Raw genomic sequence first — 16105 nt, 5'->3', positions numbered from 1 at the left:
TACTTAAAGCTTATGAGTATTTTTATCTACTCGTATCAGAACGGAATTACGTAACTTTATATACTACATCATGAAGTGCGGAATGTGGGATTGAATATACTGATTTTTTGGGTGGACACCAAGATATTAAGCTAAATACTATGGCAGATTACGATTGGTACATACGTTTTGCAAATCAAGATAGATTAACTTTCAACGTTCACTCTCATCCCTCAATAAAACTTTCTGATATTCTGCGAAATATAGGTCATCCAGAACCTCAGACTGGGGGAATTAGAAAAACTACACTCAATACTCTTATGACTTTTGCTCTACCTGAAAGAGTTAATAAGATTTCACATCTTATACAAACAGAGTTTAAGCTAGATACTTCCCCTAAACTTCTTGTGGCGTAAAACTGATTTTTAGTCTTAGGGGTAATAAGTCTTTTTACCCCAATCCCTCAACATCAGCACTTTCCCTTTTCGTGGTGGGGATACTGAGGGAAGGAAGGCGATCGCAGTCTCCACACTAGTATTTTAATTCACCTGGATCTGATGAAAAAATTATCCTGGTTAAAAGGATTGTGTGTACATTGTCTATATTAGCTATGCTGTAAATATAGACTCAGCTAAAGGTGGGAATTAGCCATGTCAGAAAAATCATCTGCAAAAGATTGCCGTATTGATTTACGAGTTACCCAAGAACAAAAAGAACTATTAGAACGTGCTGCGAGTCTCAAAGGAATTTCTTTGAGTGCTTATACACTTTTTCATGTTTTGCCAGTCGCCAAGCAAGATATAGATGCGAATGAAAAGCTGGTGCTTTCTAATCTTGATAGAGATTTGTTTTTGTCAGTAATGGAAAACCCCCCAGAACTGAAGGGAAAACTCAAATCTGCTATTCACAAATATAGACAGAAGTATGACTTGTGATAGTAAGGCAAAATGGAATTTTGTACCAATTGATAAAAAGCATCGAAGAGATACTTTTGATTGTGGTTATGCAATTTTGAATGATTATCTCAAGAAATATGCATGGCAAAATCATGTTAAAGGAATTGCTAAAACATTTGTAGCAATTCCGACATTAGGAAGTTTGAAGATTGATGGCTATTATACTGTCAGTGCCAGCGTTATTGAGTATGAATCCTTACCAGAATCTTATCAGAGTGGAATGCCAGCCTATCCGATTCCAGTAATGCTGATTGGGAGATTAGCTGTAGATAATTCGGTTAAAGGACAAGGTTTGGGAGGCGAATTGTTAGTTGATGCTCTCTATCGTGCTGTTCGTGTTTCTCAAGAAATTGGTATGTATGCTGTGAGAGTTGATGCTATCGATTTGCAAGCAAAACAATTTTATCTCAAGTATGAGTTTATTCGTTTTCAAGACAATGAACTCTCACTATTTTTGCCGATAGCAACGATAGTTAGAGAGTTTGGTTAACTTAGCTATATAAATCTTGCCTACTAAGTTCAGTGCAATGGTTAACTTTATACTTTAGTTTCATCCCAATTTTAAGCATAATTTCTAATTTACAAAAGTAAGATTCTCTTAATCTCTCATCGATGAAGCTGGATTTAACCGAGATTAGTACTACCACCGACTTGAACTGCACCCTCAGATACAGGAGGATGATAAGTCATAGACTGCAATCCTAGCCGACCAGGGCCAGTAAAACGGTTAAGAGTGAATGAAATGCCACCAAGCATCACCCCAATTGCTCCCAAGATGCCGCCACTAGATTGCAGCGCCGTTACTGTCTCCATCTTCACTGATGAGTCTTTCCACAACCATGCCCCCGGTTCTACATCTAACATCTCTCCAGGAGCGAGGTACTTTTCAAAAACATTGCCGTAACCGTGAATTAGAAGCAGCCCCCCTTCTTGTTGACCAATAAAGCGATCGATGAATAACCCGCCACTGCGGCTGAAAAAGAGGTTAGCCAGCCCTCGCTGGAAAAAGAAACTGTACTCAATATTACTGGTAGCTAGCAAAAACTGATGTTCGCGCACATCCACTGTCTGTCCACGCTTTAATTGCAGCACCACAATCTGTCCTGGAGCCTCACGAGAGAAAGCAATATTCCCTGGCCCATGTGCTTCACTGATAAAAATTTGCAATCCGGCAAAGAAACGCTTGGCTGCCCCTTTTAAACCTTTGACACCAAGGCGAACATTGGGATGTTTCCACAGCAAAATATGATGTTCAAAGTAAATTGATTGCTGTTGTCCTAGATGCACATCTACTACAGGTACTACTTCTCCTTCGATTCTTAAATTTAAGTCACCTGAATGAAAAGTTTGTTGGGGATTTCTCTTTTCTGGTATCGGTTCACCGTTGAAGTCAGACATAGTATGCTCTCACAGATGGTTTAAAGGAAAGTTACTTAGCTTACAGCTATTTACCTGAAAATAGCTGTAATAACAGATTAGAGTCCGATCGCTAGAATTACACTTGGAACGCGCTGCAACGATCGCAATTGTGCCATGATGGCGGCGATCGCTCCCCTGAAATTAGAATGACTCCTGTTGCGCCTGTAACGGAGAATTGAGCCATTGTTTGTTGAGTAATTTATTTTACTGCATCCTGACTACCGACTTTACGCAAATTAAATGTGAAAAAGGTTATAAAATCTTATTGAGAAGTTACAGTACATACCCATAATACAGAAACAAATTTAGTAATATTTTTTTCTTGACTAATAGCCCCTAACTCCTGACCATTAACTAATGACTCAAGTAGATATTCTCATCCTATCAAACGGCCCAGGTGAGGTAACAACCTGGGTACGTCCAGTAGTCAAGGCGTTGCGGCAAGAACTAGGCGATGACCCTTCTATCGTCAGGATTTCTGTGGTATTGTCACCTTGCCCAAATGCGACTGGCAAAGAAAGAGCGATCGCTCTTTCTTACCCAGAAGTAGATAGAGTTCAGGGAGCAGAGCATTTTTGGCAATTTTTGCTTTGGGGCAAAACATTTGATAATTGGGACTGGTGCGATCGCGGTGTCGTTGTTTTTCTCGGCGGCGATCAAGTTTTCCCCGTAGTTATAGGCAAAAAGCTCGGATATCGCACAGTAGTTTACGCCGAATGGGAAGCCCGTTGGTATAAATGGATTGACCGCTTTGGCGTGATGAAACCCCAAGTTGCTGCCCGTGCCCCCCAGAAATATGCTGACAAATTCACCGTTGTTGGTGATTTGATGCTAGAAGCAGCAGGTGAAGCAGGAGAAAGCCTAGATTCAAATTCTTCTCTGCCGATTATTCCATCACTCAAAACTGAATTGATTGGTATACTCCCTGGATCAAAAGCAGCAAAATTAGCTCAAGGAGTGCCATTATTTTTAGGTATTGCCGAATACATCTACGCTCAAAGACCCCAAACCAAGTTTGTGATTCCTGTAGCCCCAACTTTAGATTTACAAACTTTAGCTAGTTTTGCCGATCCCCAAAAGAACTCTATTGCTAAATTTTTTGGCTTTGGTGGTGCTTCCTTAATTGTCCCAGAGGAGGCTAAAGGCAAAGCATTACTAAAAACAACAAAGGGTTTAACTGTAGAACTGTGGCAAGAAAACCCTGCATATCACTTATTATCCCAGTGCTGTATCTGCTTGACTACAGTAGGGGCAAACACTGCCGAACTCGGTGCTTTAGGAGTGCCAATGATTGTTTTGCTGCCAACACAGCAACTTGACGCTATGCGTTCTTGGGATGGTTTACCTGGGTTGTTGGCAAATCTGCCAGGGGTAGGTACGCCTTTTGCTAAGGTCATTAATTGGCTATTTCTGAGATTCGTGAAACGCAAAGGTTTATTAGCATGGCCAAATATCTGGGCACAACAAGAGATCGTGCCTGAACTTGTGGGAAAACTTCAACCGCAAGAAGTTGCACAAATGGTTGTAGACTTATTAGCCCATCCAGAAAAATTGGCTGAAATCCGCACTAAACTCCGTAATATTCGCGGTGAAAGCGGTGCAGCCCAGAAGATAGCACAGATTGTTGGTGAGGAGATTAGGAAGTAGGAACAGATCGGCAGAATTTAATTTGAATTTTGAATAGTGGGACTCAGACAAAAATTAAGCCCAAATGTAGCCCAAACTGGCTTTATAAGCAACAAACACGTCACACAATTTTGGATTTTAGATTTTAGATTTTAGATTTACCCCATGCCTGAAGTCAGGGGCTTGTAATTTAATTTTAGATTTTGGATTTTAGATTTATTCTCGCGTTTAAATTCGGGGGCTTGAGACCTTTTTAAATTTTGAATTTTGAATCTTCAATTCCATTATCCAAAATTTAAAATCTAAAATTCGGTCACGATGGATGGTAAACCAATCAAAAAATCGAAAAGGTATAGCCGTGTTGTTTTACGCTTTAGGTTGGGAATTATAGATAGAAAGTAATAAATATAGGACTCATATTTGATTTTTGAACAAAACTCAGTACACCTTTATTCCTTCTTCCCAGTCCCCAGTCCCCAATCCCCAGTCCCTTACCTCTACGAGTGATTCAGAAATCAAATCGGATTGCTATATATACTTTAAATACAATTATCCTGATGCGATTTTTTCTAGTACCCGTTTATACAAGTATTTTATGGTAACTCTTTTAGCTGGGTGTTCATCACCAGAAAAAGTGCAATTAACAGTACAATCACCCATCTCCTCGCCAAACGCTGAATCATCTCCGCCTCTAAATAATTCTAAAATTTCATCAGAATCGCCTAAAAATACTTTTCAAGATGCAGTAGATGCAGCTGTTAGCGCTACTACTATAAGTCAATCCTCTGTATCTAAAGATGATTGGAATTTAGTTTATAGTAAATGGCAAGAAGCAATAAATTTGATGAGAACTATACCAGATAATAGCGAAAATTATGTGATGGCTCAGAAAAAAATTGCTGAATATAGTAAGAATTTAAGTTATGCAAAACAGCAAGCTACAAAAACAGAAATTATCACACAAGAAAAGGTATTAATATTAATTCCTCGTGTAAGCAGAGAAACATGTCGAGAGAAGGAAATAATAGAGTCTTTATTTAAAGATGTTGAAAAAGATCCTCAGATGATTAATGAGCCGATACCTAAATATGCCCCAGGTGCTTGGGGTTCGCCATTTCCTTTATTGCATACAGCAGTTGGATTTGGTTGTAAAGTATACGTCGAACTACTAATTTCCATGAACGCAGATGTTAACAATGTGAGTTCTGAGGGCTTAAGACCACTTGATTTTGCATACAGAAAAGATATTGCTGCACTTCTCATTGCAAAAGGTGCAAATATTAATGCAACAAACGATAAAGGTTTAACTGCACTACACTATAAAGCACAAATTAATACTAAAGAAGGTAAGGCACGTATTCATTTAAAAGATATCTTAGAAACATCTGAATTTTTGATATCTAAGGGTGCAAATATAAATGCTAAAGATCATAATGGCAAAACTCCTCTTGCTTATGCAAAATCAATCAATTTTCAAGAAATGATTAGGCTACTGAAAAGCTATGGAGGACAAGAATAGGTATTATGATATCAAGCCACCCTTAAAAAAGCTTCTCGAACAATCTTGGTGAACTTCTAATCGGCCAACACTTAATCCGAAGATTCGCCATTGCGTCGTCCTAGTTCAAAAATGCCACAACTAATACACGCAAGTATACCTAAGCTGATTCCCCAACTAGGCCCTAAACTGAGTTCTACACCCCAGTTACATAAAGTGCCGACTATCAAAAAAGGCACAATGCTAAAGAGTGATGCGTAGAAAGCGTTTTGGGATTCTCTGGCTTTACGAGTTTTTTCAAATTCTGACTGGCTGGTGTAGAGCGATCGCTCGGCAAAGTTAAACCAGTGATTGAGTTGCTCAATTACCCATTCCCTGGTTGTGGAAAAACCTAGATATAGTGCCAATGACCACAAACTCGCTCCGGCGATCGCGATCGTGTCTAACTCAAAGCGGAAAGGCAAAATTTCAGTCAGCATTGCTTGGGGCAGTCCTGCAATCAGAATTCATAATACTCTACCTATAAAGGGTATTCTGACTCTTGATTCTGAGTTCTTCTTCATAAAGGTGGAATTTTTGCTAAAATGCCCTTCTTCATTCCTTCTGGACGCTCTGACCAAGGCAGTAAACCATCTGCTTTGCCATAGTATTGACTAGCACATTGCAGTACCGCAGAGGCACTACCATCAACGCCTAAGTCACCAAATAAATATGTTAATTTGCCTTTGGCAGCAAAGGCGACTACACAAGAACGATTACAAGCACTCATACATTCAACTTCCTGAATCGGGAATTGATCTCGTAAATCCCAATCTTGTGCAAGCTGCTGAAGTTGGTTTAGAAGTTTTTGACCACCACTTTCACCGAAAGGTTTGCCATTTTGCCAAACACTGGCACAAGTTTTGCAAACAAATAAAGTATGTTCAGCAACACCCAAGGGACTGGTTGGGGAAATATTTACAGTAGTAGTCATCTGTACCTCGCAGATATGTGAAACTGATAAATCTATTTCGGCGGGCATCCTGACTCACTTAATTTGAGATTTTCGATTCCTGAGTTCCTTAATCTCAAATTGGTTCACAGTTGCGGGACAGCGCCGGATTTACACCGAACTTTCCCCCTTACCTCTGGTAGCTGACTCCCACCAGAACCGAATAACCTTATCGATCATACACTACGGACTGGGGATTGGGGACTGGGAAGAGTTGTCTTCTCGTGCGAACACTGCGCGAACATTTTAAATGGCGCAAGAGCTTGGAATACTTTGAGAGGTTAGTGGTGTTCAGATCCCCGACTTCTTTAATAAGTCGGGGATCTAGCAGCCCAACAAATTTAATGGGACAGACTACTAGTACAACACGGCGGAAATAAACCACCCATTTACAATAGCCAGAAAGCTTACAAAATAAGCATTCTTTCTTTTTACTTTTGCCTTTTTACTTTTGCTTTTGCTTTCTTGTACTAGTGTATATCTGAGGGCAACTACCTACTAAATATTTGTTGTTTTAACCTTTTGCTAGCTGTTTCTTAAACTTACCGGGATAGTTTGAAATTAACGAATACGAATTAATACTAGTAACCCATGTAGTTATTTTATGCTACATACTCAAGTTTTTTATGCTGATATTGTTTTGCGATCGCCCCACCAATAATTCTCAGACACCTATTTTATTCTCAGGAGCTTAAATGTGTAACTGATTTTATCTGTATGAACATTGCATTTTGATGTGATGTATTTTACTACGAGAATAAATTATTCTTGATACCAAATTTTAAGTTTAGATACACAGCACAACAACTTGTAGGAATTTGTAGGAATTGTAATCTATGGCAGCTACTCCTTTAAACCCAGGTGATATTGCGATTATTGGTTTTAACACCTCAAATCCAGATAGCATTAGGTTTCTCGTTCTTGCAGATATTGGTTCTGGTACAACTTTTAACGTTACAGATAACGGTTGGCAATCTAGTGGTAGCTTCAGAACTGGAGAAGGCATTCTTACTTATACAGCACCAACAGATATAACTGCGGGAACAGTTCTGACTTGGGTGAATGGAAGTAATACTAACTCATCAGGTTTTAATTCAAATAATCCTAGTAATTTTGCCCTAAATTCAAGCGGTGATTCACTGACCATCTATACAGGAACATTGGCAAGCCCGACTTTAATTTATGCAATCAGTTCTGGAGCTTGGAATTCCGATTCTACTAGCGCCTCTACATCATCTGAGCCAACTTCTACAAATAACGGCTTATTGCTAACGGGAACTACTACGATAGCTATAACCGCTAACAATGGCACGAATGGCTACTACAGTGGTTCTACCACTTCTGGAACAAAGGCACAACTTCTATCTGCAATATCAAACTCAGCTAATTGGACAGCTAGTTCAACAGCAACAAGTTTATCCAATTGGAAATCATCATTCACGGTTTCTAGCGGTACAGTTTCCCAATCAGACCTGACTATCAGCCAAACTGATTCGCCTGACCCGGTAATTGTTGGCAATCCCCTTACCTACACTCTCACTGTCAGTAACACTGGTACTGCCAATGCTAGCGGCATTTCAGTGCAATACACTTTGCCTAGTGGTGTAACCTTTAACGGTACAACTGTTGCTAACGACTTCACCGCTAGCGTATCTGCTGGTGTCGTGACCTTTTCTGGTGGCAGCATTAATGCTGGTAGCAATGCTACCTTGACTGTTAATGTCATCCCTAATTCTACGGGTACTCTCACTAGTGGCACAGCAACAGTAGACCCCAATAACACGATCGCAGAGAGCGATGAAACTAACAATACTGCTGCTGCAATTACCACCACAGTTAATCATATCTTGGTGGGACAAGCACCAACTATTCAACTGGATACAGCCAGCACCACAGACTTATTAGATGCTAACGGGGCTTTGTCTGCTACAGGGACGGGAGCAATTAGCGGCGTAATTGGCAACGCCAACGATCCGGCAAAGACATTGGGTGTAAACTTTACCATTGCTGATTCCGATACCCCTGTGGATAATTTGACTGTCACAGTCACCAGCAATAATGCCGCAGTGGTTCCTAACGGCAACCTCACCCTAACTGGCACTGGAAGCAGTCGCAATCTCAAAATTAATCCTGTCGGTGTTGGTACTGCAAACATTACAGTAAGCGTCAGTGATGGTACTAGTACTGCTAATTATGCGATCGCCTACGCAGCATCAGCGAATGATGGTACTGCTACAACTCAATTTTTAACTGGTACGAGTGATGCTTCTACAGCTATTCCCGTAGGTGGGACATTCTTCTTAGAAGCCGATGACGAAAATCAACTTTTGCGCCTCTACGATTCCAGCAAATCGGGACTCCCGATAACTGGCTTTGACTTCACAAGTTCTCTTGGACTGACCGAAAATCGAGAAGTGGATTTGGAAGCTTCTACCAGAGTAGGCGATCGGATTTTTTGGCTAGGTTCACAAAGCAATAGCGATGATGGGAAAAATCGCCCTAACCGCGATCGCATTTTTGCCACAGATATTAGTGGTACGGGAGCATCCGCCACACTCAGTTATGTTGGTCGCTACGACTTTTTAAAGGAAGACATCATCAACTGGGATGTCACCAACGGTCACGGCAAGGGAGCAAATTACTACGGCTTGGCTGCCAGCGCTGCTACTAATGTTGGTTCAAAGCAAGCGGACGGCTATAACATTGAAGGCTTGGAAATTGCCCCAGACAACACCACAGCCTATATTGCCTTCCGCGCCCCCCAAGTTCCCCCTGCTGGACGCTCCAATGCACTCATCGTTCCCGTCACCAACTTTGCTAGCTTGATATCAGCTAGTAATGGTGGTACACAAGGCTCGGCACAATTTGGCGCTCCCATCGAATTAAATTTAGGTGGTCGGGGTATTCGAGAAATTCGCAAGAATGCCAATAACCAGTATGTGATTATTGCTGCCCCAGCAGGAGACGCAGGAGTAGCCCCGAACGATTTCCGCCTCTACACTTGGGATGGCAACCCCAACAGCGCTCCCCAATTGCGGGCGGCAACATTCCCTCCTAGCTTCAACCCCGAAGGAATCATTACCATCCCTGACAACTTAACAGATACTTCGCAAATTCAATTCGTCAGTGATGATGGCAACAGCGTTCTCTACAACGACGGTACAGCAGCCAAAGATTTATCACAGAACAACTTCAAAAAGTTCCGCACCGATAGCATTACACTCGGCGCTGTAGTCCTGACTCCTCGCATTCACGACATCCAAGGTGCATCTCACATCTCGCCGTTAAATGGGCAAAAAGTCGCTGATGTGGCAGGAATTGTCACAGCCCTAAAATCTAATGGCTTCTATTTGCAAGACCCCAACCCAGATAACGACGATCGCACTTCTGAAGGTATTTTTGTTTTTACCTCATCAGCCCCAACTGTGCAAGTGGGTGATTCTGTACTAGTTGGCGGTACGGTGAGCGAGTTTCGTCCTGGTGGTGCTACCAGCGCCAACCTGACAACCACAGAGATTATTAGCCCGACGATTACTAAACTCTCCAGTGGCAATGCTTTACCAACTGCCATAATTTTGGGTAATGGCGGCAGAACTATCCCAACATCGATAATCGACAACGATACTACTGGTAATATCGAAACTGGAACCACCACCTTTGACCCTGCCCAAGATGGCATTGATTTCTACGAAAGCTTGGAAGCAATGCGAGTACAGATAAATAATCCTGTGGCAGTTAGTCCGACTAATTCTTTTGGAGAGATTTGGTTATTGGGAGATAACGGCGCTAATGCCACCGGACGCACAGCCCGTGGTGGTGTGGTGATTAGTCCCAATGATTTTAATCCAGAGCGTATCCAAATTGATGATACTCTGTTTACCTCTGGTAGCTCACCCCAAGTTAACGTCGGTGCGACATTCGGCACGATTACGGGTGTGGTCGATTATAGTTTCAGCAACTACGAAGTTCTACCAACCTCGGTAACAGTGACTTCCAACACGCTGACCAAGGAAGTTACTAATTTAACTCCCACCACAGATCAATTAACAGTTGCTACCTTCAACGTCGAAAACCTTGACCCAGGTGATGGTGCAACCAAGTTTAACAACCTTGCCAGCCGCATTGTCAATAACCTCAAATCACCAGATATCATTAGTCTCGAAGAAATTCAGGACAATAACGGGCCGACAGATAACGGTGTGGTTGATGCTAGCACAACTTACCAAACATTAATTGATGCAATTATTGCTGCTGGTGGCCCCGCATATCAATATCGCCAAATCAACCCAGTAGACGATACTAATGGCGGTGAACCTGGTGGCAATATTCGAGTGGGTTTCTTGTTTAATCCCAATCGTGTCAGCTTTGTAGATCGCCTTGGTGGTACTTCCACCTCCAACACCACAGTCACCAACGTTGCTGGGGTTCCTACAGTTTCTAATAGTCCTGGTTTGATTGACCCCACCAATCCCGCCTTTACTAGCAGTCGTAAGCCGTTAGTTGGTGAATTTACTTTCAACGGTAAAACTGTTTATATCATTGGCAACCACTTTAATTCTAAAGGTGGCGACCAACCGCTATACGGGCCAAATCAACCGCCAACCCTCAGTAGCGAAGTGCAGCGTCAGCAACAAGCTACGGTGGTGAAAAACTTTGTCCAAAGTATTTTAGCGATCGACCCCAATGCCAATGTAATAGTAGCGGGTGACTTAAATGATTTTGAGTTCTCTAACCCCGTCAGCATTTTAGAAAGCGCTGGACTGACTTCTTTAATTGAAACCCTGCCTGCAAACGAGCGTTACACCTACAACTTTGAAGGCAACGCCCAGACACTTGACCAAGTTTTAGTAAGTAGTAGTTTGCTCAGTAAGCTGGATGGGTACGATGTAGTTCATATCAACTCAGAGTTTGCCGACCAGGATAGCGATCATGACCCCAGCCTAGCTCGGTTTAATCTGCCCGCAAATAGCGCTCCTACAGATATTTCATTGAATGTTAGCAGTGTCAATGAAAATGTTCCAGCGAACACAGTGGTAAGTACATTTACTACTACTGACCCGGATACAGGTAACACTTTCAGCTATAGCTTAGTTGCTGGGACAGGTGATACAGATAATGCTGCATTTGCGATCGCCAACAACACTTTAAAAATCAACGCTTCCCCAGACTTTGAAAGCAAATCTTCCTACAGCGTTCGGGTACGCAGCACCGATAATGGTGGACTTTTCGTGGAAAAGGCATTGACGATCCAAGTTAACGATCTCAATGAAGCACCCACGGTAGTGCAACCCATTGACGACCAAATTATCTCTACGAATAAAGCTTTCTCTTTCAATGTCAGCAATAAATTTACTGACGTAGATCGAGGCGATACCCTCAGCTACACTGCTACGGGCTTACCCACTGGTTCTAGTATCGTTGCAAACACAGGTGTAGTATCTGGCAATATTTCTCAAACTGGGATATTTGCAGTCACAGTTACCGCCACTGATCGGAGTGGTGCAAATGTTAGCGATTCCTTTGATCTGACTGTTGCCAATAATAAAGCCACATCTGGCAACGACATCATCTTTGTCAGCGAACTTACGGGTTTGAACAGATACATAGTCAATGCTCTTGCTGGGAGCGATCGCGTCATCGGCACTAATACCAGTGAGTTAATCGACGGTGGCGCAGGCAATGATTACCTTGATGGCAAAGGAGGTATAGATGTAATCCTTGGCGGCGATGGCAATGACACAATCTTAGGTGGACTTGGCAGTGACGCACTTTCTGGAGGCAATGGTAATGACCGCCTCATTGGTTGGGGAGGAGGTACAAATGAAATTGACATCCTCAACGGCGATCAGGGTGCAGATACTTACGTTTTAGGTGATGCTAGTTCAGTTTTCTATACCATTTCCCGCAATAGTGATTACGCCGATATTCTCAACTTCAAAGGAAACGATCAGATTCAGCTTAAGGGAGTTGCTAACAATTACTCACTAGGGTCAGTTAGATCGGATGTAGGCATTTTCACCAACAATGGAACGGAATTGATTGCTGTTGTAGAAAACGGGTTAAATCGCAATACCAATTTGGCAACAGATACTCGTTTTGTCTTTGTTTAACGCAGATTTAAGCGATCGCTCTTTGAGGAAACTTGAGGGCGATCGTTTGATCTCACGCATGAGGTAACGCCGTGTGCGACTTTCTCTCAGACCTAACCCCCAACCCCTTCCCTACAAGGGAAGGGGAGCAAGAATCAAAGCCTATCGACCTTTCGGGGAGAGGAATGGAAGTGGAGTTTCAAGAATAAGTCGCACATTGCGTGAGATAACACACGCGTAGAGAGTAAGAGTTTGAAATGAAGGCTTTTGCAAGAAACGCCCACTCCCAATTTTCTTGAAATCTATCTTGGAATTAAACTATGGTTACTACAAACACAATTCGCTTTTCTCAGTTCGATGAATCCGGGGAAACCATTCCCAATGTTGGGTTTGTGAAGCAGAGTATTTTTCCCACAGGCTTTATTCCTACTGGTACGGCGGGAACAGTAAATGGGGTACAAACTCCAGTGGGTGGACTTTCTGGTGTCACTTATGATGCTGTGAATAACCGCTATTACAGTATCTCAGACGATCGCTCCCAAGTTGCCCCAGCCCGTTTTTATACCTTCACTACCAATGATTCCGGGGTGACTTTTACCAATGTCACGCCCCTGAAAGATAACAACGGCAACTTTTTTGCTCTTAACAGCCTTGACCCCGAAGGTATTGCTTTAACTGACAATGGGACTGTTTTCATCTCCTCGGAAGGTGAAGTTAATCCTAGTGCAGGTCGTGTTACCAATCCCTTTATTAAAGAGTTTTCCTTAGCTACAGGGCAAGAGGTGCGATCGCTACTTGTCCCCAGTAAATTCCTACCAGTAGTTCAAGATACTAACGGTGATGGTATTGTCGATGCCGGGGACACGCAGACATCAGGCGTTTACAATAACTTAGCCTTTGAAAGCCTCACCATTACACCCGACCAAAAAACCCTATTCACCGCCACTGAAAACGCCCTCACCCAAGATGGATTAATCGCTTCACTCACCAGTGGCAGCCCTTCCCGGATTCTGCAATATAATCTGGTTACAGGACAACCAGAAAAAGAATACCTCTATATTACTGATGCGTTGGCGCAGCCCCCCGTAGGGATCGCCGAACCGCCTAACCCTAGCACAGGCTCAAGTAACAATGGTTTGGCAGATTTACTCGCGATCGATAATCGTGGCACTTTCCTAGCGTTAGAACGTTCCTTTGCAGTCGGTGCAGGTGACACCATCAAAATTTACGAAGTTTCTTTGCAAGGTGCAACTGATATCAGTTCCTACGATTCTCTCAATAATTTGAGTGCTGAACAACTAGCAGCAATTAAACCTGCTCAAAAACGTCTGCTGTTAAATTTAACTGACCTGAATCTCCCAACTGATGCCAATCACCCTACTGGAATAGATAACATTGAGGGTATTACCTTCGGCCCCAAACTAGCAGATGGTCGTCAGTCCATTGTGTTGGTGAGTGACAACAACTTTGGTAGTACCCAATATACCCAAATCCTCACCTTGGGTGCAGACTTAGTTCCCACTGCTGCACCCACAGTAGAAACTCGTCCCGATTTATTTGACGATGAAGATCCAGCACTACCTGCTGTAGACCAGAATGCTGATGCTGATGACCCTGCCATTTATGTTAATGCCACAAATGCTGCCGATAGCCTAGTCCTAACCTCAGTCAAAAATGCTGGATTGCGGGTTTATGACTTGTCTGGTAATTTGTTGCAAACAGTTAATCCCGGTGGTATTCGCTACAACAACATTGATTTGCAATACGGTTTTAAATTAGGCGGTCAATCTATTGATATTGCCGTTGCTAGCGATCGCCAAAATGATAAACTAGCAATCTTCAAAATCAACCCCAACCCCACCACTCCCGGTCAATACCTGGAAAATATCACCGATAGCAATATTGGTACAATCTTCCAAGGATCGCCTTTTGAACCTCCTTATTCTGCATCAACTCGCAGTTCTTACGGACTTACCTTATACCGTAGCCCCATAACGAATGATTACTATGTCTTTACCAGTCGCCGCCAAACTGGAGACATCGCTCAATTCAAATTGATTGACAAAGGTAATGGTCAAATTGGGGCGGAACTGGTGCGCGAGTTCACCATCCCCTCACCCACCGCAGCAGGGCGTTCTCCCCAAACAGAAGGTATGGTGGTTGACCAAGAAACCGGCTTTCTTTACATCGCCCAAGAAGATGTGGGCATCTGGAAATTCCAGGCAGAACCGGACGGTGGCACAACAGGCAAGCTAATCGATCGCGTTCGTTTTGAGGGTGGTTCTCACCTCACCGATGATGCCGAAGGGTTGACTATCTACTACGGCAAAAACGGCACAGGCTACTTATTAGCATCCAGTCAAGGCGATAGCACCTTTGTTGCCTACACACGTGAAGGTAATAACGAATACGTGGGTAACTTTGCCATTGGTAACAATGGGTCAATTGACAGCGTGCAAGAGTCAGATGGCGCTGATGTCATTAACGTGCCACTGGGGACTAACTTCCCATTTGGTTTATTTGTCACTCAAGATGGCTCAAATGAACCAGCCGAAACCATCGATGGCGAAAATGTCAACTCTAACTTCAAGCTGGTACCTTGGGAAAATATAGCCAATGCTTTGCCCAATTCTCTAAATATCGACACCACTAGTTACGATCCTCGCAATCCTGCTAACCTGACAACCTTCTCCGGCAATTTTGGTTCTAGCAACAGCGATAATGTGACAGTTCAACCAGGAAAAACACTCTTAGCAGGTGACGGCGCCGATTTTGTCGAGGGTACTGAAAGCAACACAATCCAGGCTGGAAGCGGTGATGATACTGTACTCGTAGGTAGCAACTCTTCAGTATTCGGCGGAGACGGTGACGATCAAATTGTAATTGGTCAAAATGGCCCGGCTAAAAATACCAATGCTGATGGTGGCAATGGTAATGATGTTATTACCGTGGTGGAAGCCAGTGGTAGTAATAATTTGTTTGGGGGGGAAGGTAATGATACTCTTACAGTAATTGAAGGTTCTCATCAATCATTATTCGGTGGTTCAGGTAACGACACCCTCACTAGTAACGGCAACAATAATCGTTTGTCTGGTGGTTCGGGTGATGACAAACTCTTCTCCAATGCCAATGACTCCCTGTTTGGTGGCGATGGTGATGATGTGCTATTTGCCGGTCAACAGGGTGGTAATAGCCTAGCTGGAGGTACTGGTGCTGACCAATTCTGGATTGCTAACGCCAGTCTGCCAACTAGCAAGAATATCGTCACTGACTTTGCGATCGGCATTGATAAAATCGGGCTGGGCGGTATTGGTGTTAGTCAATTTAGTGGTTTAACACTATTGCAACAGAGTAATGACACTTTAGTGAAGATAGGAAATACTGATTTGGTTTTATTAGTTGGAATTACATCAACTAATCTTACAGCCAATGATTTTGTTTTCTCTGCTAGTGTAGGAGCTTAATTTTTTGCCTAGCTTCTGATAGAAAAGCCTTTCGTAGGGACGTATAGCTGTACGTCCCTAAATTTTAATCCCACATTCCGCAG

The 16105-nt window shown here is 42.8% G+C and carries 9 protein-coding genes and 1 riboswitch; of the genes, 6 read left to right on the top strand and 3 right to left on the bottom strand.

Translation table 11 applies throughout. The features are described from left to right. The first annotated feature begins 629 nt into the window (after positions 1 to 629). Entirely contained in the window at positions 630 to 914 is a 285-nt protein-coding gene (locus V7K76_RS16070; RefSeq protein WP_334777553.1) for a type II toxin-antitoxin system TacA family antitoxin, read from the top strand. Beyond that, the gene (locus V7K76_RS16065) at positions 904 to 1425 is read left to right on the top strand and encodes a GNAT family N-acetyltransferase (protein ID WP_334777552.1); all 522 of its coding nucleotides are present in this window, start codon (positions 904 to 906) and stop codon (positions 1423 to 1425) included. Before V7K76_RS16070 ends, V7K76_RS16065 begins: the two co-directional genes overlap by 11 nt. A gap of 134 nt (positions 1426 to 1559) precedes the next feature. Here V7K76_RS16065 and V7K76_RS16060 read toward each other — a convergent pair whose 3' ends face one another. Continuing rightward, a complete protein-coding gene (locus V7K76_RS16060; RefSeq protein ID WP_334777551.1) occupies positions 1560 to 2333 on the bottom strand; it encodes an AIM24 family protein in 774 nt (257 codons plus the stop codon). A 378-nt stretch (positions 2334 to 2711) separates the two neighbouring features. Here V7K76_RS16060 and V7K76_RS16055 point away from each other — a divergent pair, with 378 nt between their 5' ends. Beyond that, positions 2712 to 4001, top strand: a complete 1290-nt coding sequence (locus V7K76_RS16055) for a lipid-A-disaccharide synthase (RefSeq protein WP_334777550.1) — start codon at positions 2712 to 2714, stop codon at positions 3999 to 4001. 574 nt (positions 4002 to 4575) lie between these two features. Further along, positions 4576 to 5499, top strand: a complete 924-nt coding sequence (locus V7K76_RS16050; RefSeq protein WP_334777549.1) for an ankyrin repeat domain-containing protein — start codon at positions 4576 to 4578, stop codon at positions 5497 to 5499. A 71-nt stretch (positions 5500 to 5570) separates the two neighbouring features. On the opposite strand, the gene V7K76_RS16045 is transcribed toward V7K76_RS16050, so the two are convergent. Further along, positions 5571 to 5957, bottom strand: a complete 387-nt coding sequence (locus V7K76_RS16045) for a hypothetical protein (RefSeq protein WP_334777548.1) — start codon at positions 5955 to 5957, stop codon at positions 5571 to 5573. An 80-nt stretch (positions 5958 to 6037) separates the two neighbouring features. Then, complete coding sequence (locus tag V7K76_RS16040; protein WP_334777547.1) at positions 6038 to 6451, bottom strand: DUF1636 domain-containing protein; 414 nt, start codon at positions 6449 to 6451, stop codon at positions 6038 to 6040. A gap of 22 nt (positions 6452 to 6473) precedes the next feature. Next, a riboswitch (cobalamin riboswitch) is annotated at positions 6474 to 6648 on the bottom strand. Positions 6649 to 7305: 657 nt separating this feature from the next. Between V7K76_RS16040 and V7K76_RS16035 the strand changes: the two genes are divergently transcribed. Beyond that, the gene (locus V7K76_RS16035; protein WP_334777546.1) at positions 7306 to 12579 is read left to right on the top strand and encodes a CARDB domain-containing protein; all 5274 of its coding nucleotides are present in this window, start codon (positions 7306 to 7308) and stop codon (positions 12577 to 12579) included. A gap of 371 nt (positions 12580 to 12950) precedes the next feature. Then, positions 12951 to 16022 carry a phytase gene (locus V7K76_RS16030; RefSeq protein WP_334777557.1) on the top strand — a complete coding sequence of 1024 codons (3072 nt, stop codon included), beginning with the start codon at positions 12951 to 12953 and terminating at the stop codon, positions 16020 to 16022. Positions 16023 to 16105: the final 83 nt, after the last annotated feature.

Origin of the sequence: Nostoc sp., from assembly GCF_036917975.1 — a bacterium.
GTDB lineage: Bacteria > Cyanobacteriota > Cyanobacteriia > Cyanobacteriales > Nostocaceae > Nostoc.
The sequence above is the reverse complement of the archived record's forward strand: the minus strand, read 5'-3'. Positions and strand labels throughout refer to the sequence as shown.

Bases quoted from the DNA above. Each gene is read 5' to 3' on its own strand.
- V7K76_RS16060 (WP_334777551.1), bottom strand. From the start codon at position 2,333: ATGTCTGACTTCAACGGTGAACCGATACCAGAAAAGAGAAATCCCCAA.
- V7K76_RS16055 (WP_334777550.1), top strand. From the start codon at position 2,712: ATGACTCAAGTAGATATTCTCATCCTATCAAACGGCCCAGGTGAGGTA.
- V7K76_RS16070 (WP_334777553.1), top strand. From the start codon at position 630: ATGTCAGAAAAATCATCTGCAAAAGATTGCCGTATTGATTTACGAGTT.
- V7K76_RS16035 (WP_334777546.1), top strand. From the start codon at position 7,306: ATGGCAGCTACTCCTTTAAACCCAGGTGATATTGCGATTATTGGTTTT.
- V7K76_RS16050 (WP_334777549.1), top strand. From the start codon at position 4,576: ATGGTAACTCTTTTAGCTGGGTGTTCATCACCAGAAAAAGTGCAATTA.
- V7K76_RS16040 (WP_334777547.1), bottom strand. From the start codon at position 6,451: ATGACTACTACTGTAAATATTTCCCCAACCAGTCCCTTGGGTGTTGCT.
- V7K76_RS16065 (WP_334777552.1), top strand. From the start codon at position 904: ATGACTTGTGATAGTAAGGCAAAATGGAATTTTGTACCAATTGATAAA.
- V7K76_RS16045 (WP_334777548.1), bottom strand. From the start codon at position 5,957: ATGCTGACTGAAATTTTGCCTTTCCGCTTTGAGTTAGACACGATCGCG.